Annotated in this window: 13 protein-coding genes; 1 reads left to right on the top strand and 12 read right to left on the bottom strand. The window is 47.3% G+C overall.

Features of this window, described 5'->3' with window-relative positions:
• Positions 1-3: 3 nt before the first annotated feature.
• The 8 genes from WBJ53_RS05995 to WBJ53_RS05960 form a co-directional block, all read right to left on the bottom strand.
• A complete protein-coding gene (locus WBJ53_RS05995) occupies positions 4-1,113 on the bottom strand; it encodes a DUF2911 domain-containing protein (protein ID WP_338875157.1) in 1,110 nt (369 codons plus the stop codon).
• Positions 1,114-1,300: 187 nt separating this feature from the next.
• Positions 1,301-3,718, bottom strand: coding sequence for an ABC transporter permease (locus WBJ53_RS05990; protein ID WP_338875156.1), 2,418 nt, complete (start codon positions 3,716-3,718; stop codon positions 1,301-1,303).
• Between the two features lie 221 nt (positions 3,719-3,939).
• Positions 3,940-4,374, bottom strand: coding sequence for a DUF4440 domain-containing protein (locus WBJ53_RS05985; RefSeq protein WP_338875155.1), 435 nt, complete (start codon positions 4,372-4,374; stop codon positions 3,940-3,942).
• Between the two features lie 134 nt (positions 4,375-4,508).
• Positions 4,509-6,923, bottom strand: a complete 2,415-nt coding sequence (locus tag WBJ53_RS05980; RefSeq protein WP_338875154.1) for an ABC transporter permease — start codon at positions 6,921-6,923, stop codon at positions 4,509-4,511.
• 165 nt (positions 6,924-7,088) lie between these two features.
• A complete protein-coding gene (locus WBJ53_RS05975; RefSeq protein WP_338875153.1) occupies positions 7,089-9,464 on the bottom strand; it encodes an ABC transporter permease in 2,376 nt (791 codons plus the stop codon).
• Between the two features lie 273 nt (positions 9,465-9,737).
• Positions 9,738-10,334 (bottom strand): hypothetical protein, encoded by a 597-nt coding sequence (locus tag WBJ53_RS05970; RefSeq protein ID WP_338875151.1) that lies wholly within the window; start codon positions 10,332-10,334, stop codon positions 9,738-9,740.
• A gap of 238 nt (positions 10,335-10,572) precedes the next feature.
• Positions 10,573-13,017 (bottom strand): ABC transporter permease, encoded by a 2,445-nt coding sequence (locus WBJ53_RS05965; protein WP_338875150.1) that lies wholly within the window; start codon positions 13,015-13,017, stop codon positions 10,573-10,575.
• A gap of 73 nt (positions 13,018-13,090) precedes the next feature.
• Positions 13,091-15,508, bottom strand: coding sequence for an ABC transporter permease (locus WBJ53_RS05960; protein ID WP_338875149.1), 2,418 nt, complete (start codon positions 15,506-15,508; stop codon positions 13,091-13,093).
• Positions 15,509-15,545: 37 nt separating this feature from the next.
• Between WBJ53_RS05960 and WBJ53_RS05955 the strand changes: the two genes are divergently transcribed.
• On the top strand, positions 15,546-15,989 hold the full coding sequence (locus WBJ53_RS05955; RefSeq protein ID WP_338875148.1) for a hypothetical protein: 444 nt from the start codon (positions 15,546-15,548) through the stop codon (positions 15,987-15,989).
• 103 nt (positions 15,990-16,092) lie between these two features.
• Here WBJ53_RS05955 and WBJ53_RS05950 read toward each other — a convergent pair whose 3' ends face one another.
• The 4 genes from WBJ53_RS05950 to WBJ53_RS05935 all read right to left on the bottom strand — a co-directional run bounded on the left by WBJ53_RS05950 (position 16,093) and on the right by WBJ53_RS05935 (position 22,423).
• Positions 16,093-18,450, bottom strand: coding sequence for an ABC transporter permease (locus tag WBJ53_RS05950; protein ID WP_338875147.1), 2,358 nt, complete (start codon positions 18,448-18,450; stop codon positions 16,093-16,095).
• Between the two features lie 115 nt (positions 18,451-18,565).
• The gene (locus WBJ53_RS05945) at positions 18,566-19,243 is read right to left on the bottom strand and encodes an ABC transporter ATP-binding protein (protein WP_338875146.1); all 678 of its coding nucleotides are present in this window, start codon (positions 19,241-19,243) and stop codon (positions 18,566-18,568) included.
• Between the two features lie 73 nt (positions 19,244-19,316).
• Positions 19,317-20,564, bottom strand: coding sequence for an efflux RND transporter periplasmic adaptor subunit (locus tag WBJ53_RS05940; RefSeq protein WP_338875145.1), 1,248 nt, complete (start codon positions 20,562-20,564; stop codon positions 19,317-19,319).
• A 170-nt stretch (positions 20,565-20,734) separates the two neighbouring features.
• Positions 20,735-22,423: a glycosyltransferase family 39 protein gene (locus WBJ53_RS05935; protein WP_338875144.1), complete on the bottom strand. Its 1,689-nt coding sequence runs from the start codon at positions 22,421-22,423 to the stop codon at positions 20,735-20,737.
• Between the last annotated feature and the right edge of the window lie 103 nt (positions 22,424-22,526).

Below are 22,526 nucleotides of genomic sequence, written 5' to 3'. Positions count from 1 at the left end.
AAATCAGTTAACAGGTATTTTCCCTTCCGAAATGGTCTTCATCATGGCCTCTACCGACGCTTTATTCAGCGAATCGGGAGCCTGTGCCAAGGCAGCCTGCAAATAGGGTAATGCATCTTTGGGTTTCCCAACCGCAACCAGTCCCCGGCTCATGCCTACGTTTGTTGTAAACTGATTGGGATTCTTATCATAATTGGTTTTGAATACCGAATATGCTTCCTGATTCCGCTTCTGGGCAAGCAAACTACGACCGTATTGGTGCAGTTCCATCACATTGCCCAGCGGCATGGCTTCCTTCATAAGTGCCACAGCTTCGTCGGTTTTGTTAAGCGCCGTCAGAATGGCGGCTTTGGTGGTCAGCGTCTGAAAATTCTTCTGCCCCACATACCGGGCGTTGATGGCCTGATCGGCCCAGATCAGCCCCTGGTTCAGATCGTGGCTGGTGGTGAGGCAATAGTTTGCGGCCTGAACCAGCGACTGCCACGTAAAACCCGGTTTAGACAGCAACTCTTTTCGGAATGAGGCCATTTGCTGACCCACCAGATCGGCACTGACCGTAAACGGAATCATGCGTTTTTCCCACAATAAGGCTACAGCCGCCGAGCTATCGGTCTGGTTAATAAACGAATAGGTAAGCCATTCTACCGAACGATCGAGCGGCTGGTTCTTCACCGTCACGTTAAGCACATCCATGGCGGGGTCGTAATAATAACTTCCCCAGGAGACGACTATTTTGGAGAAAATAACGGTAGTTTCCTGCTCGCCCAGGTCCATAAACAAACCATAAGTTCCGGCAGGAAGCGGCTTTCCTTCAACCTTCACATCGTCTGAAAAGGTAATGGTTGTGGTTTCGTTAGCCCCGGCACGCCAGGGTGCGGGTTTGCCGGGTCCATAGCCAAGATCCTGAAAGCCATAATGAGCAACGGGCGTTCCCCAGATTTTTCCTTCTCGACCTTTCACGCCAGGACGGTCGTAATGTACCGTAACGGTTGTCAAACCAATCTGCTCAGAGACCGATGCTTTTTTGTTGCCCCCTATGGGTGCTGTAGTGAGTTGCGCTCTACTGACAGCAGCAATGAGCACTAACCCAAAAATGACTATAAAAGTACGCATAGCGTTCGGCGGATATGTTAGAACCAACAACCCACAAACGCCATACCCAAAATACAATAACCTAAAATACAGACACTTACAACATAAGATTAAAAAACATTGTCCGCTAATGGACATAAAGCGGACATTATTGGGCGGGGTATTGCGGGGGCATCCTCCCGCAATACCCCGCCATCCCCGCTCTCCCCTACTCCGTCCGCAGCGATGTTACGGGATTCATCAGAGCTGCTTTTATACTCTGGAAACTAACAGTTAGTAAAGCGATTAGCAGAACCATCACAAAGGGAACGATAAACAGCCACCACTGAATATCGGTCCGGAAAGCATATCCCTGAAGCCACTGACGAACAGCATACCAGGCTAATGGTGTTGCCACAACAAAAGCTACTAAAATCAAGATGGCAAACTCCCGATAAAGCATCTGAACAATTTCGCCGACCGATGCACCCAGTACTTTCCGAATGCCAATTTCTTTGGTCCGTTGCGCTGTCGTAAACGAAGCCAGACCAAACAAACCCAAACAGGCTACCAGAATAGCGAGGCCCGTAAATAGCCCAAATACCTGACCAAATCGTTGGTCGGCACGATATTGCTCGTTGAAGCGCTCGTCCAGAAACGAATACTCGAATGGATTACCGGGAAAAAAGTGATTCCATTCACTACGCACCTCGTCAATGGTGCTATTAAGCTCACGACCAGCCATCTTTATGGAAAAAAAGCCGCGTACATCTGGAATCAGTCGCAGAATAAGTGGCTCGTAAGCATCCCGTAACGACTGCTGATGGAAATTGTCGGTAACGCCAACCAACGTGAATGTTTCGCCCCAGAACTCAATCTGCTTGCCAATAGCCTCTTCGGGCTGATCGAAGCCCAGTTGCTGAACCGCCTTTTTGTTAAAAATAAGCGCTTTGGGATCGGCCCCGAACTCTTTCGAGAAATTCCGGCCAGCCAGTAGTTTTAGGTCGAAGGTTTTCAGAAAATCGTAGTCGACGCCAATAATTCGGTATTGTTTGCTTTTGCTTTCATCGGTCCCCTTCAATCGAATTCCGCCCGCGTTCCAGTCGGAAGCCTGCCCCGGCACAACCGTTGAGGCCGTAATGGAACGAATGTCTGAGCGACGCAGAAGTTCGTCTTTAAACGCCAGCATCTGACGCATAAATGTGGAGTCGGTTTTAATAATGGGTGGATTGATGACCAGTGTCTGATCGATGTTAAGCCCGAGGCTCTGCGCTCGCATATACTGAATCTGATTGTAAACGGCCAGTGTACCCACCAACAGAAATAATGAAGCGGCAAACTGAAACACCACCAGCGATTTGCGTAATATGATCCCCTGCCGCGATGTACTGACTTTGCCTTTCAATACCGAAACTGGCCTGAATCCCGACAGCACAAAAGCAGGGTATAGCCCCGAAAGAAATGCACCAACCACAAAGAGACCAATCAGCGGTAACCAGAAACGAGAACTAAGCAAAAACGAGAAAGACAGTTGCTGCCCCGATAGCTGATTGAAAATAGGTAATGCTATAACAACCAGCAACAGTGCGAGCCCAACGGCCAGGCCATTGAGCACTACCGACTCGGTCATAAACTGGCGAATCAATTGCCCGCGCAACGAGCCCACTGCTTTCCGAATGCCTACTTCTTTAGCCCGATTAACGGCTCGCGCAGTAGCCAGATTGATGTAGTTGACCCAGGCAATCACAACAATAAAAAAGGCAATTCCTAATAGCAGGTAAACCGTATTGCCATCGCCATTGGGTTCAGCTTCTTCCATAAAATGGGAGTACAGATGAATGTTGCGCAGTGGTTGGAGCGTATAAATCGCGTCGGCATCGTATTTTTTTAGTTCGGCCCCGATCGTTTTTTGGATATAGGGCACAAACTTGGCTTCAAGGGCCTTAGGGCTGGCATTGGGCCGCAGAAGCAGATACGACAAGGCACCGTCCCACATCCAGGCCTGATCGGGGTTGTTATCCTTGCCCATATCCTTGATAAAGGTTACGTGCGGAATCAGCAAATCGGCATGAAGGTGCGTATTGGCAGGCATGTCCTGATAAACGCCCGTTACTTTCACGGCCCGTTCCTGATTGAGTTTTATGGTCTTCCCCATGGGGTTTTCGCTACCAAACAGCCGCTTAGCCACCGACTCCGAAAGAACAACCGTATTGGGTTCGGCCAGCACTGTGTTCACATTGCCAGCCAGAAGGGGGTAAGAAAAAATGTTAAAGAACGATTCGCTGGCCGTAAACACCCGCTCAACTTTCAGGCTTTTTTCGCCATAGTCGGCAATCATCGCCCGGCGCTTGAGCACCTTAACGTAATCTTCGACTTCACCGAAGTTAGCCTTAAACGAGTTTCCGGCGGCTTGTGCTCCGCCCGCCCATTGCGTACTGAGCTTACCCTTGTCGTAGCGATCCTGCAAAACACGGTAAATTCGGTCTCCCTTTGCGTGGAAATTGTCGTAGCTCAACTCAAAGGATACATATTGGAGAATAAGCAGACAAGCTGCAATACCAATGGCTAACCCCCAAATATTGATGGCCGAAAAGGCTTTGTTACGGATCAGATTCCGCCAGGCAATTTTGAAATAGTTTGTGAGCATGGAGCAGGGGCAAAGGGCTTAGGGCGATTTGTCTCAAAGACACAACAGAATCGAAAACGCTGCTTGTAGGGTAAGAAATCTTCTGGGTAGGCCCGTAGCGTAAAGAGCGTACCGATTACAGGCAGATCAACCTGATGATCCAGCCGCAGCGTATGAAATACGTTTCGGCATACCGCCCTGAAAGGCCCGAGGCTATTTTTTCAGGCCTTTACTACTGGCAATTATTTTATCGAATTATCCATATCTGCCGCAATCATCCAGCGCCGATCAGGGCCCCGCCGTAAAGCCAGTATAAACTTCCCAACATCATCGCCAGTTTCTTTATAGCGATATGCGCCAATAATATAACCTACTGATTCGGACTGGGCGAACGACAGTGCCCGCAGATACAATGGCCCTCCCATACCCCGATAGGCCTGCTCCAGCGCAGCATGCCCACGAACAGGGGGGCGTTGCGGCTGCATCACAAACCCATCTGGCATAAACAGAGCAACCAATGCCTTTGTGTTCTTAGCCCGCCAGGCTTGTTCATAATCGCGCAGTACCCGATCAAGTTCGGGCGGTAGTGCCGTTGTAGTCATTTGTGCCAATGCGGGTTGCCCAACCAGGCGATTCGCACTAAGCATAAAAAAAAGTATCAATAGAATTGATTTCATAGCGGTTCTGCTTCTTTATATAGGGTATAAGACAACAGGCAATTTTGAAATAGTTTGTGAGCATAAACAGCCCCTGCCCAGAAGGGGAGTTGTTACTCGGTTTAATGCCCCTTTTGGGGGTTAGAGGATTGTTTTTATTCCGTCCTCAGCGATTTCACGGGGTTTGTTAAGGCAGCCTTTAGGGATTCATAGCCTATGGTCAGAACCGTGACGAGAACCGTCAGGCTTAGTGTTAGAGCAAAAACCCACCATCCAGGCTGAATGCGATAAACATATCCGCGGAGCCATCCATTCATCAACAACCAGCCAACAGGAGCAGCCAACAAAAAACCAATGATTATCAATCGGCTAAACTCCCGACCAAACAGCCAGAGCAATTCCCGCACAGTAGCCCCTAATACTTTTCGAATACCAATTTCTTTAGTTTTTGCTTCGGCCATAAACGATACCAAACCATATAACCCCAAACAACCAATCAGAATAGCAATCAATGAAAATAGCTGTGCCAATCCTAACAGAATACGTTCGGTCATATAGAATTGATTCAGCATATCGTCGACAAAATTAGCCTTGAAAACATATTCCGGGAAAAGTGTATTCCAACTAGCTTCGATAGCACTGACTGTTTCGGAGCGATTAGCTGGAGTCAGTTTCAGTGCGGCAATATGGTTTTCGGGGTAGTAATTCAGTATTGTTGTTGGCGGAATTACCTCCCGTAAGTCACTAAGGTGAAAATCCTTTACTACACCCACAATTGTCTGAGTTCGTCCCCAAACACGAATCGACTTGCCCAGTATTTCCTTCGGCAAGTGCAGACCCAATTGTTTTACCATCGTTTCGTTCACAATAGCTTCATTACTGACGGTATCATTATTCAGAAAATTGCGCCCAGCCACTAGTTTGATATCAAACAACGGAATGTATTTCTGATCACCTACTTTTACCGTGGTTGGAAACGCTTCGGGCTGAGCATGATTATCAAAGGAAAACGAAATCGGAATCCGGCGATACGAGGCAGGTACTTCGGCACCTAATGCCACTTGTTCAACACCCGAAACCTGGCGTAACTGACTGCGCAATAGTTCTTGCTTTGCAGGATTTTTTGTGGGAACGGGAATAGTCAGAATAGCATCCTGGCGAAAGCCCAAATCCATTTGTTTCATATAACGCATCTGAGTCATCATCACAATGACTCCAATCAAAAACAACTGCGTAATAAAAAACTGGAACACAACCAGCCCCCGCCGAACCAATAAACTACCGATCTGTTTTGTCGTTACCTGACCATAACCCGATCGTAAGGCAGTCACAGGAGTAAATCGGGTCAGCACTAAAGACGGATAGACCCCTGCCAATAGAATTACCCCTCCAATTAGTCCTACAAACCAACCCAGCGAATTAGGCCGAAATACATCTAACACTGTCATATCGGCTCCTAATACAGTCAGGGCATTGTTCAGCATCGGCAAGCATAACTGAGCAATTAGCAATGCCAGTACTACAGCTACTAGCGTCAACAACGATGTTTCGGTCAAAAACTGTCGGATAAGTTGCCCTCGCGAACTCCCCATCGCCTTCCTGATACCAACTTCTTTCGAGCGTTTCAGTGCCTGTGCCGTAGCAATATTGATGAAATTGATACAGGATGCCAGCATCAGAAATAATCCGACGATAATTAGTGTATAAAGAACAGGACGGGGAGCCTGACCACCGTATTGCGGATTATGATTCAGATCGTCAAGTGTTAAGGCATGAAACTGTAACTTCTTAGCCTCTTCCCTGGCGAGGTATTTTCGCTGAATATCAGACAAAACGCTCGTTAGCTTCGATACGGATATCGCTTCGTGTAATGTCACAAAACATACTGTCGTAACATTGTTCCAATCTTGCATGGCTTGGTGCCGCCGATCACCAAGCAGCGATACCATTGTAGCATACGAAACAAAAACATCGTACCGCATCTTGGTATTCGATGGTAGGTTTTTCACTAATCCGGTCACGGTCAGATCTACCTGATTATCGAACCGCAAAGTGCGACCAATTGGATTTTCCGAACCAAAATACTTCTCAGCATATCGCTCCGACAGCACAACGGTATTGGGGGCAGTCAATGCAGTCTTTGAATCTCCGCTAATCCAGTGCGTATCGAACACATCGAAGAATTGCGGTTCGGTAAAGCAAATATTACGGGACTCTTCAAATTTTTTGACAAAGCCCCCTTTGTTATCTGGTATGCTGACGATACGTCCGAACGCATTTTCCAGCCGTACAACACGTTCAATAAACGGCACTTCCCGGCGCAGAATTTCGCCCAGCGGGCGAGGAGTGGCATCGGTAGGCAATACATTTTCCTGCTCAATATCCGTAACGATCCAGTACGTACGATCGGCTTTGGCATGATACCGGTCGAAACTGAACAGGTAACTCACCAGCAGAAACAGCACAAGGCTGCACGCCAACCCAATTGACAAGCCGATAATGCTAATGACACTGACTTTGCGATTGCGCCAAAGATTGCGTAGCGAGATTTTTAGATAGTTCCGAATCATAACGAACGTAGTAAGGATTAGTAAACAAGCCGTTCATACCTTACCACCTGAGTTCAAATCATCAGATTATCCATATTAACCATTAAGATTGTTATTTAGTGGTATAGGAAGGGCGTGAGGCATAGGGATAAAAAACACTGGTTCATCCCTCTTTACCCCACATCTCTACTCTGCCCGCAACGATTTTACCGGATTCATTAAAGCCGCCCGAATGGCCTGAAAACTAACCGTTAAGAGAGTAATCAGAGTAGCGCCAATGCCTGATACAACAAAAATCCACCACGATATATCGGTTCGGTATTCATAACTTCCCAGCCACTCACTGAGAGAATAATAGGCAATTGGCGCAGCAATCAGGAACGAGAGCAGCACCAGGCGCACAAAATCGATAGAAAGCAGGCCCCAGAGGTTTAGTGTCGATGCACCCAGCACCTTCCGTACTCCGATTTCCTTAATGCGTTGTTCGGCAATGAACGATGCCAGGCCAAACAAGCCTAGGCACGAAATGAAAATGGCGAGTACGGCAAAAATCCGGGCTAGTTTACCAATCCGTTCTTCAGCTCTGAATTTGGCATCATATTCTTCATCGGCAAACTTGAAATCGAAAGGCGAGTCGGCATCGTGTTTTTTGAAAACAGTCTCTACTTTTTTCAGCGCATCTTCAACCGGCACATTGGGCATGAGTTTAACGTTGATAAGGTTAGCCCAGCTATAGTTGACCATGAAAATAGTGGGCTTGATGGGTTTATAGGGCGATTCCATCACCATATCTTTCACCACGCCAACTACTGTGCAGGGCTTTTCGTTGTAGCGAATTGTTTTGCCAACAATATTTTTCAGCCCGGTCAGTTTAACGGCTGCTTCATTGAGCACAAAAGCCGATGTATCGGTCGAAAAATCACGCGAAAAATCACGCCCCTCTTTAATCTGCCAGCCAATGGTTTTACCAAAATGATGGGTGCAGCCCACAACCCCAAACAACGGAATCGATTTGGGGTCTTTACCTTCCCAGTCAAACCCAATCTGATTCGACCATACGCCGGTGGTTGGGCTCGACGATTGGCTCATTTCATAAACGGCACCCGTTTTCAGCAGATCATCGCGTAGCAAATCATACTTGTTATTAAGATTCGATGTCAGTGAAATTTGTAACAGACCCTGCCGATCGTAGCCAACGGGTCTATTTTTGGCATGTTGTATCTGCCGAAACACGATAAGGGTTCCGATGATCAACGTGATGGAAACCGTAAACTGAACTACCACCAGCACTTTCCGGGGAACAGCGGCCCAGCGACCCACACGAAATGTACCTTTCAGCACCGCCAGCGGATTAAACGATGAGAGATACAAAGCCGGATAACTCCCCGACAGCAACCCCGTTAGCAGCGAAAAACCAAGCAGCATTGTCCAGAATAATGGTTCTTGATACGGAATGCTCACCTGCTTACCCGACAAATCGTTGAATGCCGAAAGTGAAACCAGCACCAGCAGAATAGACAAAATCAGAGCAAAGCAAACCACCAGGATCGACTCACTCAGAAACTGCGTTATCAACTGCTGCCGAAGCGACCCAACGGCTTTTCGAATGCCCACTTCCTTTGCCCGTTTTTCCGACCGTGCCGTACTGAGGTTCATGAAGTTGATGCAGGCCAGCAGGAGCACAAACACACCGATAATGGCAAAGAGCCACACAAACTGAATGGCCCCGCCCGTGTTTTTGCCTTCTTTAAAATCGGAATACAAATGCCACCGACTCATCGGGTGCAGAAAATATTCGGGATTTTCCTGGGGTGATGTGTGCTTTTTCTCAACATCCCGGATTTTGGCCGAAACCTTACCCATATCGGCCTGATCGACCACCTGCACGAATGTCTGAAACGAGTGGTTGCTCCATTGCTGTTCCGAATCTTTCACCCATGGATTCTCGGCGCGGTAGGCACTCCATGGCATATAAAATTTTACAGAATAGAAATCCGAGTTGAACGGTAAATCTTCGAAAACGCCTGTCACTTTCATATCGTTTTTCGAATCGACCCGAATGATCTTATTCAATGGATTCTGCTCGCCAAACAACGCTTTGGCCATCGACTCCGACAACAGAATCGATGCAGGTTCTTTCAATGCAGTAGCATAATCGCCTTTCAGCATAGTAAGCGACAACATCTGTGGAAAAACAGGCTCCACATACATGCCTTCTTTATTGATCCGTTTTTCGCCGTTCATCAGTAAATGTCCGTAGCTCCACGATGCCAGCGATGCGTATTTGAAGTCAGATGCATAGTTCGTTTTGATTTCGGTAGCCGATGGTATCGACACTGCCGGACTGGTTCCCGTTGATCCGTTGAAGGTCTGGTTGATGAACAATTGCGCAATGCGGTCGTAACTTTTATGGAATTTATTATACGACAATTCATCGTAAATCCATAAGCCAATGAGCATGGCTACGGCCATACCAACAGCAAGGCCAAGGATATTGATAAATGAGTAAACCTTGTTCTTCGACAGGTTTCGGAGGGCGATTTTGACGTAGTTGCGTAGCATTGTGGTAGGGGCGTAGGGCAACGGGCGTGGCACAGAGGTACGTTGGATTCTACCCCACGTCCGTTGCTTTTTATTCTGACCGAAAAGACGTAGCCGAATTCATTAACGCTGCTTTTGCGGGATAAAAAGTTAGAACTTTCGGTTAAGGCCTAAAAGCGTTGCGGGTTCTTTAAGCAGTTAAAAAAACTCTGCTAACGCAACGAAACGCTTCTAACGCAAAAACGTGGAGTCAGAATAAAACTGGCTCCACGTTCCCACTATCAGAAGTATCAATTATTGAGCGACTGATTTGATGCCCAGTCTACGCTCCGTTTCTTTTATGATGGCTTTCTTTTCACTCTCGCTTTTGCCAAGTACGTTGGCTGTCCGTTCAAATATCAGTTCGTCGCCATCTTTTTTGAAAACATACTGCATCCACAGCCGCCCGTTTTCTTTATCTTCCCGATGAATCACCGACGATGGTGCCACATCATAGGTCGTCACTTCTTTCGATGCTTTTGACTCCATTACTTCGTAGCGAACGGGATCCATATCGGCCTTCACACTGGCAACAGCTACCGATTCGTCGGCCCATTGCTTTTTCCGGAATTTTTCTTCGCGCTTTCGCCCGTTGAACAACCCGGCATAACGTCCTTCAAATTCCTGATCCAGCGAATCAAGAATACGATTTTCCAATGCTTTCACCGCTCGGGCATCCATCTCCGACACATCGAACGTCTGATTGTAATGCATAGACTGACCCGATTGTTCGGCATCTACCCGAATTCGAAGTTGCTGACCGTCAGTCGTCACTTCTTTGCTAAACGACGACTGTTGCGCCACTGCGCTAAAGCCGATTGCAAGGAACAAAAGAGAAAGTAGCGTTTTCATATACTGGCAGTGGCTGTGTCTTAAATTAGAATAGGCATAGTGATCCATAAATGGTTTAGCCAGTTTCATGCCAAGCTAACTAACCACTGATTAACAGACGATTAAATAAACATATCATTACAAAATGTCCGATTTCGGACAGGAACGTACGGCAGTGGACAAAATTGTGCGGGGTGCTTCGCGTGGGGAGAGCGGGGAATAACGGAGATTGTCCAGCAAGCCCCGCCATCCCTGCCATTTATTCCGACCGCAGGGAACTAACCGGATTTACCAACGCAGCTTTAATACTCTGAAAACTAACGGTTAATACCGTAACCGACAAGGCTAGCAAGCCCGACAAGGCAAACATCCACCAGGAGAGTTCGATCCGGTACGCAAAATCGGCAAGCCATTTGTTCATGGCCCACCACGCAATGGGCGACGCGATAAATAGCGCAATCAGTACCAGAATTACAAAGTCTCTGGAAAGTAGCTGAACAATGTCAGGAACCGATGCACCCAGCACTTTTCGGATACCAATTTCTTTGGTCTTCTGCTGCGTAACGAGCGAAACCAGCCCGTATAAGCCTAAACACGAAATCAGAATTGCTAACCCGGCAAAGTAGCCGATAAGCTTGCTCAACCGTAATTCCCGCTCATAAAGCTGCGCCAATCGTTGATCGAGGAAGTCAAAAGCAAAGCCCTTTTCGGGAAAAAAGTGGTCCCATTCCTGCCGAATGGCCGCAATGGTTTCGGCTTTGTTTTCTGCTCCAAGTTTGATTGAAAAAATACTTAACATCGGTTGATCGACTGTTAGCAGTAAACTTTCGATAGGTGCCTGGAGCGACTGGTTATGAAAATCTTTCAGCACCCCAACAATTTTTCCCTGCCTGCCTTCCAGATTGACCGTTTTCCCAATAGCCTGAGCGGGCGATTTCCAGCCAAACTGGTTTACGCCCGTTTCGTTGATCAGAAAGGCGTCTGTTTTGTCGGTCGGGTAGGCCTCCGAAAAGTCGCGCCCTGCTACCAATTTCAAGCCGTACGTTTTGGCAAAGTTATGATCGACGGCAACGGTGCCAATAAACAGATTTTCGTCGGGCTGGTGGCCTTCTGGCACCACATTACGCCGAATAGCACCGGCCACCATCTGTCGGTTCGAAAGTGTTACGGTCCGAATGTGCGGATTTTTTAACAGGATATCCCGAAATGTCCGCAACCGCTGGTAGGTACTATCGCTCCGATCGGCAAAGACGTTGGTAATTTTTGCATTGAGCGTATTGGCCGTAATGATAAATTCTTTGTCGAATCCCATTGGCTGATTCTGCATATAGCGCAACTGCAGAAACGATACCAGTGTACCAATAATTAGTGCAATGGATGCCACAAACTGCACGCCCAACAGCAGTTGCCGAACCATTCCGCCTTTAGCTTTCCCGCTTACAAAACTCCCTTTCAGGGTAGCAATTGGCTGAAACCGCGACACGAAAAAGGCCGGATAACTCCCCGACAGCAACCCCGTCAGCATGGCTACTCCAACAAAGAATAGAATCAGCCAGCCATCCGACAGAAAATAGCGGACCGTAATGTGCTTGCCTGTCAGATCGTTCAGAACCGGTAGTAATGCCCCAATCAGCACAAACGACAAGCTCAGGGCAATTACACTTAGTAACATCGACTCGCCCAGAAACTGCGCCATAAGTTGTTGTTTCTCGCTGCCCAGTACTTTCCGAATTCCGACTTCTTTAGCCCGTTTGAGCGACCTGGCTGTTGACAGATTCACAAAATTGATGCAGGCTATCAACAGCGTCATCAGCGCAATACCAATAAAGACATAGAGATAGGTAATGCTGCCGTTTGGCTCAGGGCCCTCCTGCGCATCGGAACGCAAATGAAAGTTGCCCATTGGCTCCAGTTTATAGACAATGTCTTTGGCAAATTGCTTATTGGCATGTGTCAGCAAAAATTGCGGGAAACGGGCATTAACTGTTTCGGGCAACTTTCCGGGGCGCAGCAACACATACGTATAGCCATGCGAGATGATCCAGTTTTGTGGCAGATTCTGACGAGCGCTTTCGCTCTCAGTGGCAAACATGGTTTCGTAGTTAGCCAGCAGATCGATACGGATATGCGAATTATCGGGAAACTCCTCAACAACGCCGGTTACCGTCAACGGATGTTGCCCTTCATAAAGCATCGTTTTCCCAATTGGATTCTGATTGCCAAAGTATTTATGAGCGACTTTGTCGGTAATGATAACCGTAAACTTATCGTTTAGTGCTTTATGCGGGTCGCCCTGAAGAAAACGAAAGGAAAAAATAGCCAACAAACTCGAATCGGCGAAGAAAAACCGCTCCTCATCATATTTGATGGGACGTCCCCGCCCCACCACTTCAACCGTGGCCGGCGATTGAAACACTCGTGCCGACGTTTCGATCTCCGAAAAATTTGCCCGAAGCAGCGGAGAAACCGGCGGAGGTGTCAGCGCCAGCGGTTGTTCAAGCCCCGCAAACTTAGGCAGATACGTTATACGGTAAATCCGGTCGAACTTCTGCTGAAATGTATCATAGCTGAGTTCGTGACGAACGAACAACAGAATCAGAAAACAACAGGTCAATCCAACCGTCAGACCGACAATGTTGATGAGCGAAAAACCTGTCTGTCGCAGCAGGTTCCGCCAGGCGATTTTGAGGTAGTTTGTGAACATAACAGCCCCCCTGCCCCCGAAGGGGGAGTTGTGACTCGGTTAAAGGCCCCCTTTGGGGGTTAGGGGGCTGTTTTTACTCAGACCGAAGTGATTTTACGGGGTTCATCAACGCGGCCCGAATACTTTGAAAACTAACCGTGATTAAGGCAATCGCAATGGCTAACATACCCGCAATCACAAATACCCACCACTGAATATCGATTTTGTAAGCAAAATCGGACAACCACTTATCCATTGCATACCACGCAATGGGCGAAGCGATCACGATTGCAGCCAAAACGAGTTTAAGAAAATCTTTTGAGAGTAGGCTTACAATGCTGAATACCGAAGCACCCAGCACTTTGCGAACGCCGATTTCTTTGGTCCGTTGCTGAATGGTTAGTAAGGCTATCGCAAACAGACCCATACACGACAATACAACAGCAATTCCGGCAGCCGACGAAAAAATGTTCGACAGCCGCTGTTCGCGCTTATACCAGCGTTCGGTGTTTTCGTCCAGAAACGAACCCATAAATTCCTGCTTCGGCGCTATCGTTTTCCAGGCTGCTTTAATGGTTTCCATCGCTCCGTTCAGATTCTGGGGATTTACCCGAACAAGAATGTAATTGATGGGCCATTTTGACTGCATTTGCAGCACAATTGGTTTAATTTCCTGATGCAGCGAATACAGATTGAAATCAGACACAACGCCCACAATCTGATACTCTTTATCGTCGGGTTTAATAAATTTGCCTATCGGGTTTGCTTCACCCAACCGTTTTGCCATCGTTTGGGTAATCAAGATGGCATTTGTTGAGTCGGTACCGAAACTGGCATTGAAATCGCGCCCCTGAAGCAGTTTTATACCCAGCGTTTTCAGGTAATCGGTATCGACCCGAAGCCAGTCGCAGGTAATGTCGCGTTTCCCATAAAGAAACCCAAACATCATTCGCGACGAATTACCATCCAGCCCAGAACCGATGTTGACGCCCGTTCCTGAAACGGCAATTACGGTAGGCTGATTGGCCAGCCGATCGCGCATGGTTTTCAGAGCCTCGCTTCCGTTTAGTTCGCCACCGACCGGAATACTGACAACCTGTTCCTTGTCGAGCCCCATTGGCCGGTTTTGCAGATAGCCAATTTGCTGACGAACAATTACCGTACAAACAATTAACAGGCAGGCAATGGTAAATTGCGTAACGATCAGCGAGTTGCGCAGAAAACCCGGACGGCTCACTTTCACTTTGCCTTTCAGAACCTCAACGGCATTGAACCGAGTAACAAACCACGACGGATAACCACCCGCCACCAGCGTAACGATCAGGAAACCAATTGCGGTTGCCAGCAATACAGTTGGTGTCAGAAAATCGGTAAGCGTTAGGCTGCTCCGGAACATGCGGTTAAACACAGGCAGTGCAACGTAGGCCATGCCCAGACCAATGAGCAAGGCTCCCAGGCATAGCAAAATGGTTTCGCCCCAGATTTGCCGGAACAACTGCCCCCGCTGCGCCCCCAGGGACTTACGAACACCCACTTCCCGGGCCCGCGTAAGCGATTGCGCAATTGTCAGGTTAATGAAATTGATACAGGCAATGGCCAGAATAAAGAACCCGACCAGCATCAGCGTAAACACATATGTTTGGCTGATGCCGAGCCCATGTGTGGTTTCAGTATCGAAATGAACGTTTAAGAGCGGTTGCAACATCAGGCTACGCTGAAAACCGAGTTCATTTTTCGGATAACCCTGCTCCTGCCGATCTTTTATATCGCTGGCAAAATACTTGTCCATCATCGCCTGCGTACGACGCTGTAGTGTTTGCGGGTCCACACCCGGCTTCAGCTTGATATATACATCGTGGTTGCCATGATCCCATCGGTCTTTAAATTCCTGATAATCACCCGCATTCTGACTGCTAATGAGTGCATCGTACTCAAACGACGAATTTTTGGGCGGATTACTGGCTACGCCTGTTACATTAAATGTTTTCCAGGCACCGTTCAGCCGAAGCTCAAGTGATTTGCCAACGGGGTCTTCTTTCCCAAAAATATCATGGGCCATGCGTTCGCTGATCACAATGTCACTCAGGCTGTTCATGGCGGTTTTGGGGTTCCCTTTCAGCATCGGAAACGAAAACATGGTCAGAAAATCGCCATCGGCCATACGCACATCTTTCTGGTAGGTCTTATTGTTCCACCGTACACTGGCCCCCCTATCGAACCAGCGTGTGACGCCTTCAATTTCCGGAAATTCGGCTTTCAGAACAGGAGAAATTGGATAAGGCATCGTTGCTCCCTTATCGGGCGAACCGTCGCGGTTCGACGACAGGAAATAGATCCGAAAAATCCGGTCGGCATCGGCATGGAACTTATCGTACGATAATTCGAAGGAAGCGGTCAGAAAAAGAAGTATTCCTGTACCAAACGCAACCGACAAACCCACTACATTGATTAGTGTATGAGTGCGGTTTTTCCAGAGCATTCGGAAGGCTATTTTCAGGTAGTTGCGAAGCATGACACTTTTTAGTAGATTTGGTTAAAACCATTACATTATGTATTTTCATGCTTTAACCCCACCCTCGCTTGTTCAGGAAGATCGGGGCGTTTGGGCACCCGCCGACCACCAGCGGGTCATATCCAGGCTCACTATTGAATTGGGCATCCTTTATCATCATAAAAAAACAATTCAGTTAGAGCCACTACCCGAAACCATGCTGGATGATACAAAGGCAAGCCCTGTTCCTGATTTGTTACTGGTAAATAATATAACTGATGAAACCCCAATCATAATTGAAATATGTAAGACAAATGGACAAAAAGGGGATATTCAAAAAGTCATCGAGCTTATCGACCGTGACTTATACGGCATCCGCGAAGGTTTTGTCTATAATTACAAAACTCACCAATGGTATCGTTATCGTTTCGGCGACGGCGGCCTAACCACCGAGTCGTCATTCTCCGAAATCCTGCAACTAGACCTGAATGCGTTCATCTGACCTGGATTTATATGATTTAAACGATTTACAGGATCAACTCGCGTCAAAGAAGCGCCTGAAAAATCCTGCAAATCGTTTAAATCCTGTAAATCACGGTGCAGACTTACTCACTCCGCAAGCTCATTACGGGATTCATGAGTGCGGCTTTAATACTTTGATAGCTTACGGTCAGGAACGCAATCAGAATAGCCAGTCCTCCTGCCAGACCGAAAAGCCACCAGCTCAACTCTGTCTTATAAGCAAACGTCTCCAGCCATTGGTGCAACGCCCACCATGCTAATGGAGCGGATAGTACCAATGCAATGATGACCAGTTTCAGGAAATCCTGCGACAGCATACCCACAAGGCTAAACACCGACGCACCCAGCACTTTCCGAACGCCAATTTCTTTGGTGCGTTGTTCGGCCATAAAAGCCGCCAGCCCGAACAAGCCTAAACACGAAATCAGAATAGCCAGCAGGCCAAAGTAGTTAACCAGCGAATATACCTGCTGCTCACTCCGATACAGGCTTTCATATTCTTCATCCACAAAATGATAGTCGAATGGATAGTTCGGGTTGAAATCCTTCGTAATCTGTTCCAGATCAGTAATGGCCTGCTGGGTTTGGCCAGCGCGGGTTTTCACCAGCAGATAGCTCGTATTGCGGGTATCGAAACAAAGAATAAGTGGTTTGATCGGATCGTGTAATGAGTTGATGTGGAAATCTTTCATCAGCCCGATGATGTGCCCTTTACCTGGCCAGAATTTCACCTCTTTACCAACCGGATCTTTCATGCCCATCAGTTTGGCAGCCGCTTCGTTGATCAGATAATTAGTTGAATCGGCCGGGCTATCAGTTCTGAAATCGCGGCCATCGAGCAGCTTGATGTTCATTGTCCGCGTAAAATCGCCCCCAACAAACATACACGACACGTTGGTTTGTAGTTTCGGATCTTTTCCGGTCCAGTCCAGATCGCCCGACGAGCTTTGTACATTGACTGGCAACGACATAGCTGTAGTAGCCGACACGATCGAAGGTTTCCGCATGACTTCCTGCCGAAATGCTTCCACTTTAGTGGCCTGAGCAATTTCGCCCTCCAGCGGTACGTAAAGCACGTTTTCTCGATCGAGACCAAGGTTCTTGGTTCGTAGATAACTCATCTGCCGCCCAACGGTCAGCATACCTACAATTAGAAAAATCGACAACGAAAATTGAAATACGACTAAAGTCCGCCGGAAAAGCGCGGGGCCAGAACCAAATTGCAGACGCCCTTTCAGGATCTTAATGGGTTGTAGCGACGACAGGAAAAGGGCAGGGTAACTGCCAGACACAAAACCAGTAATGAGCACCAGAATAGCCAGGATAGCCCAAAGAGATGGGTCTGTCAGATTAAGGACCAAATGGGTACTGAATAGCGTATTGAACCTAGACAATAACCCCCAGACTAACAATAAAGCCAGACCGATAGCCAGTAAACTAGTCAGTATAGCTTCGCTCAAAAATTGTCCGATTAGCGACGACCGCAATGCGCCAACCACTTTACGAACGCCAACTTCTTTCGCTCGCATAGCCGACCGGGCCGTGGCCAGATTCATGAAATTGATACAGGCAACCAGCAGGATAAACAAAGCAACAATCGCGAAAATCCGAACATATTCGATTCGTCCGCCAACGGCTTTGCCATTTTTATACTCTGAGTATAAATGAAAGTCGGTGATGGGCTGTAAGGTCGGTCTGCCCGTTTCAAAATTCTTTCCACCATAGCGTGGATACAGAACCGCCATAGCTTTCTCAGCCTGTGGCAGTGTGGTGTGGGGCTTTAGCCGTACAAAGGTCTGGAAAGAGTTATTGCCCCAGGTTTTCATCCAGTCCTGTTCATATACTTTCCAGTTGACGAGCCAGTCGAACTGGAGCGAGGAGTTGTAGGGGAGATTTTCCAGTACAGCCCCAACCACATAAAACTTGTTGTTGTCGAGCTGGAGTGTTTTTCCGAGAGCCTGTCCGTTAGGAAAGTATTTTTCGGCTACTTTTCTTGTAATGACGATCTGGTTAGTTTGTGCCAGTGCCGCTTTCGGATTTCCGGCTATGGAAGGCAGATCGAAAACGCCAAAGAAATCTGCCGTAGCATAACGCCCGTTTTCTTTAGCCGCTTTTTCTCCAACCTTAATCAGCGCATCAAAACCCCAGTTTACTTTGGTAGCAGCCGCTACCTCCGGAATGTGTTGTGAGATCGCTTCCTGAAGCGGACCTGGCGTGGGGAAATTAGTAATGGTTTCGCCATTGAATGGAAAATTTACGCGCACAAAACAAATTCGGTCGGCATTGGGCAAAAACCGGTCATAGTCTAGTTCGTTCTTAACCCAAAGACCAATTAGCAAGCTACAAGCCATGCCCAGTGCCAGACCAAACACATTGATTGATGAATAGAGCTTGTGTTTCAACAAACTCCGGATGGCGATTTTAATGTAGTTGCGGAACATAAGGAAAGGCAGAACCGCACCGGCGACCCGGCGGGATTTACAGGATTTAAACGATTTGCAGGATCAATTCGCTTCAAAGAAGCAACTGACAAAATCCTGTAAATCCCGGTTCTGATTATACGTGAAAATTCTCGGTTACAACTTTACCATCGAACAGATTAACGATACGATGGGCAAAACCGGCATCGTAGGGTGAGTGCGTCACCATGATGATGGTGGTTCCCTCATCGTTCAGTTCGCCCAGTAGTTTCATCACCTCTTCACCATTCTTCGAGTCGAGGTTACCCGTCGGTTCATCGGCCAGAATTAGCTTGGGTTTGGCAACAACTGCCCGGGCAATGGCTGTCCGTTGTTGCTGACCACCAGAGAGTTGTTGTGGGAAGTGATTCCGGCGGTGCATGATGCTCATCCGCTCCAAAGCTTCTTCTACACGCTTTTTACGCTCATCGGCGGGAGTTTTCAGATACAACAGCGGTAACTCAACGTTTTCATACACGGTCAGCTCGTCGATCAGGTTAAAGCTCTGGAATACGAAGCCTATTGACCCTTTTCGTAATTGAGCCCGCTGGCGCTCAGTCATCCGGGCTACGGGTGTGCCATAGAAATTATATTCTCCTTCGCTAGGGTTATCCAGCAAGCCCAAAATATTGAGCAGCGTGGATTTACCACAACCCGAAGGGCCCATGATAGCGACAAATTCGCCATCTTTAACTTCCATGTTAATGCCGTTAAGGGCGGTGGTTTCTACTTCTTCGGTCGAGAAGAGCTTCTGAAGGTTAACTGTTTGGATCATAGTTTTCTGACAGGATTAACAAGATTTACAGGATTAGAGAGAGGTTATAAATCCTGTAAATCCTGTCGAAAAATTAAAATTCAAGGACTTCGTTATCGCCAAAATTTTCGTAAGAACTTGTAATGACTTGTTCACCTGGTTCAAGGCCGCTTAACACTTCATAATATTCTGGATTCTTACGACCCAGCGTAATGGGGCGTTTCACAGCACGGTTGCCCGATTTATCGACTACGTATACCCAGTTGCCACCCGTATCGGAGAAGAATCCGCCAACCGGAAGCAGGGTAGCTTTAGCAGCCTTGCCCAATTCCAATTGAATTGGCGACGACTGCCCGCGTTTAATACCTTCGGGCGCTCCTTTTGGAAATATCATATCAACTTCGAAACGGCCATTTTTCACCTCAGGATAAACCCGGCTGATTTCGAGTTCATTGGCTTTACCGTTAAACTCAAAACTACCTTTCAAACCCGAAAATACACGGCTAATGTAGTGTTCGTCGATACCAACCCGCATTTTAAACCCATCCAGATCGTCGATCTGACCAATGTTCTGTCCCCGGTTGATATTCGACCCAACTTCTACATCGATACTCGACAACTGGCCCGACACGGGCGCTTTCACCACCAGATTATCGAGTGTCTGTTGCCAAAGAGAGACATTTTTCTGCGTACGTTGCAAGGTACCTTCAAGTTGTTTGATTTGCATCTTCGCATTTTCCTCCTGATACTTCTGCGTTTCTATCTCAATCACACGCTGAGCAGTCAGCCGTTCGTAGGCCCGTTTGGCTTTCAGATAATCCTCTTCCGACACGACCTTGTCTTTATACAATTTGGCCTGCCGGTCATAAGAATCTTTAGCCTGTTCGATTTGAGCATCGAGATCGGCTAGTGTTTTGCGGAGTGTAAATCGCTCGATTTGCAGACGCTGACGAGTATTTTGCAGATCATTGACGAGTCGGTTCGCTTCCGTTTCCGATTGAAGGAAGCTTAGTTTCAGGCTCTGATTTTCAAGTTTTAACAATACATCACCTTTATGAACCATGTTCCCCCCTTCAACCAGTTTCTGCGTCACATAACCACCTTCAATAGCATCAAGGCGAATGGTTTTCAGGGGTTGCACTACGCCCGTAACGGCAATAAAATCTTCGAAAGGTCCGGTAGTAACGTCTGAAATAGTTATTTTATCTTTCTCAACATTCAGTTTCGACCGCCGGTCAGCAAACAGGAATGTGTAAGCTAAAAGACCCATTACTAGTGCACCACCAGAAAAAACAGCAATGCGTTGTGTTGTCCAAAATCGTTTAGGTAAGGCGCGATCCATTGTAAGTATTCAATTTGCACATTAAGAAAAAAAAATGACAAGCTTGTGCGCTACCTCTGTTGGGCCAATAGTCGTGCCAACAAATAAAATATACTGATTATCAGCCATATGATTAAATATTATTCATAAAAGCTGTCCGCTTTCGGACAGCTTTTTGTCCGCTTTCAAAATCACTTTATTTTCCCGTCCAGCTCAAGCAATACATACGGTTTCAGCGTTTTGGAACGGGTATTGTAATTCAAAAAATCGTATGTAAGCTGACTGATATGGAAATAAGGGAAAGCCGCCAGAGACCGAACGGCAAAACCACGATTAACCAGCGAATCGGCATAAACGGTTGTAGTAAAAATCTGTATTGGCCGCTGGCTACTCAGTTGCCGCAAAACCGAATCAGATCGGATATACTGAGTTGGGCCTTTCACATAGAACTCATAGGACCACGAACTTTCTCCGAAAGTTGTTGAGCCATAGAGTGCCGTTGGTCGGTTAACCCGTTGCGGTTGTTCATTCACAAAACGAGCGGCTGCAAGGCCAGCTTCGTAGTTCATGAATGTTGGATAAAGAAACAGATTCAATACACCCGCCAGCAGCAGCATCGCCCCAACCATTCGCCCCATCAGAGATAGTAATGTGTTTTGCCGAAACAAGCTGATTGTAGCAAATACGATAAGCATAACCCAGCTCACTGCCATACCCAAATGGACAGGTTGAACAATCACCAGAACAGCCACAATCAACACAACCAGCAGTCCTCCAATAACTGACTGCGCAATTGTCCATTGACGCAAACTTTTCTCACTGATTGTTACGAGATAATGGGCTGTCAACACCGCAAAAAATGGAAAAACAATATTCATGTAGTGCGGCAGTTGAAAACCCGACAGCGAAAACAACACAAATGTTGCCAGCCCCGAGCCGAGCGATATATATTCGGGCAGAAAATGGTTACGCTTTACTATTGCGACCAATGCTTTGCCTACGCTTACGTATAGCGGCAGCGACCAGGGTAAAAAAGCCCAAAGCAGCGTATGAACAAAGAAAAACTTGTCGCCCGCGCCTTTAATTGGCCCCGTGTTGAAAAATCGCCCGAACTGACTATCCCAGAAAAAGAATCGGATACCCGACACGCCTGTGTTGTCGAAAATAACTTTCTCGGGGTGCAGATCGAATTGTTCATAGAGGCAATAAATTTCGGGCAATGTGAAAGCAAACGACAGTATCACGGCAAAATACCAGCGAAACTTCAGCAACTCCTTCCAATTACCGGTCAGCAGCCAGTGAAGTCCTAAGCCAGCCCCAATAGGAACAATAACAAACAGCCCTTTGGTCATCAGCGCACAGCCCGTTAGCAATGCCCCAAGCACTAAATGGTAGAATTTCCCTCCCCGAAAGACGTGGTAGAAGTGATAAACCGGGCCAATAATGAGCATGATCAGATAAGGCTCGGCTCTCACATCACTATTTGACAAAACACCATGAAACGCTGTCAGCAACACCAATGCAGCCACTTGCGCCGTTAGCTTTGAGTAGGTCAGACGGGCAAAGCGGTAGGTATAGATAACGCTGCCCAGAAAAAACAATAAGGCAGGAAACTTGTAGGCAAACGTATTAATCCCAAATAGGAGATAGCTACCCGCCGATACCCAAAAGGGGAAGTGGGGTTTATCGAGCCAGTCGCGACCAACGGCATAGAGATTCACGAAGTCGCCGGTTTGTGCCATCGTTTTGGCAATGCAGGCATAGAGTGCCCCATCAGGTTCAAGAATTGGCGGAAACAAACCAGTTGCATTCAGAAATACGCCAGCAAATACAAGTGCATAAAACCAGCGATCATCGAGAGGGGAGTACTGATCTATCATTGATTAACAACGATTACGGTCGCTAGAGCGGTTAACTACTCATTGGTTGAGTAACCCTGTTTAAGCAGCCAAAGGCAATGCTCAACAAATGGCTGTACCGACG

This window comes from Spirosoma sp. SC4-14 (genome assembly GCF_037201965.1).
In the GTDB taxonomy this organism is placed as follows: domain Bacteria; phylum Bacteroidota; class Bacteroidia; order Cytophagales; family Spirosomataceae; genus Spirosoma.
The sequence above is the reverse complement of the archived record's forward strand: the minus strand, read 5'-3'. Positions and strand labels throughout refer to the sequence as shown.

Bases quoted from the DNA above. Each gene is read 5' to 3' on its own strand.
- WBJ53_RS05995 (WP_338875157.1), bottom strand. From the start codon at position 1,113: ATGCGTACTTTTATAGTCATTTTTGGGTTAGTGCTCATTGCTGCTGTC.
- WBJ53_RS05990 (WP_338875156.1), bottom strand. From the start codon at position 3,718: ATGCTCACAAACTATTTCAAAATTGCCTGGCGGAATCTGATCCGTAAC.
- WBJ53_RS05985 (WP_338875155.1), bottom strand. From the start codon at position 4,374: ATGAAATCAATTCTATTGATACTTTTTTTTATGCTTAGTGCGAATCGC.
- WBJ53_RS05980 (WP_338875154.1), bottom strand. From the start codon at position 6,923: ATGATTCGGAACTATCTAAAAATCTCGCTACGCAATCTTTGGCGCAAT.
- WBJ53_RS05975 (WP_338875153.1), bottom strand. From the start codon at position 9,464: ATGCTACGCAACTACGTCAAAATCGCCCTCCGAAACCTGTCGAAGAAC.
- WBJ53_RS05970 (WP_338875151.1), bottom strand. From the start codon at position 10,334: ATGAAAACGCTACTTTCTCTTTTGTTCCTTGCAATCGGCTTTAGCGCA.
- WBJ53_RS05965 (WP_338875150.1), bottom strand. From the start codon at position 13,017: ATGTTCACAAACTACCTCAAAATCGCCTGGCGGAACCTGCTGCGACAG.
- WBJ53_RS05960 (WP_338875149.1), bottom strand. From the start codon at position 15,508: ATGCTTCGCAACTACCTGAAAATAGCCTTCCGAATGCTCTGGAAAAAC.
- WBJ53_RS05955 (WP_338875148.1), top strand. From the start codon at position 15,546: ATGTATTTTCATGCTTTAACCCCACCCTCGCTTGTTCAGGAAGATCGG.
- WBJ53_RS05950 (WP_338875147.1), bottom strand. From the start codon at position 18,450: ATGTTCCGCAACTACATTAAAATCGCCATCCGGAGTTTGTTGAAACAC.
- WBJ53_RS05945 (WP_338875146.1), bottom strand. From the start codon at position 19,243: ATGATCCAAACAGTTAACCTTCAGAAGCTCTTCTCGACCGAAGAAGTA.
- WBJ53_RS05940 (WP_338875145.1), bottom strand. From the start codon at position 20,564: ATGGATCGCGCCTTACCTAAACGATTTTGGACAACACAACGCATTGCT.
- WBJ53_RS05935 (WP_338875144.1), bottom strand. From the start codon at position 22,423: ATGATAGATCAGTACTCCCCTCTCGATGATCGCTGGTTTTATGCACTT.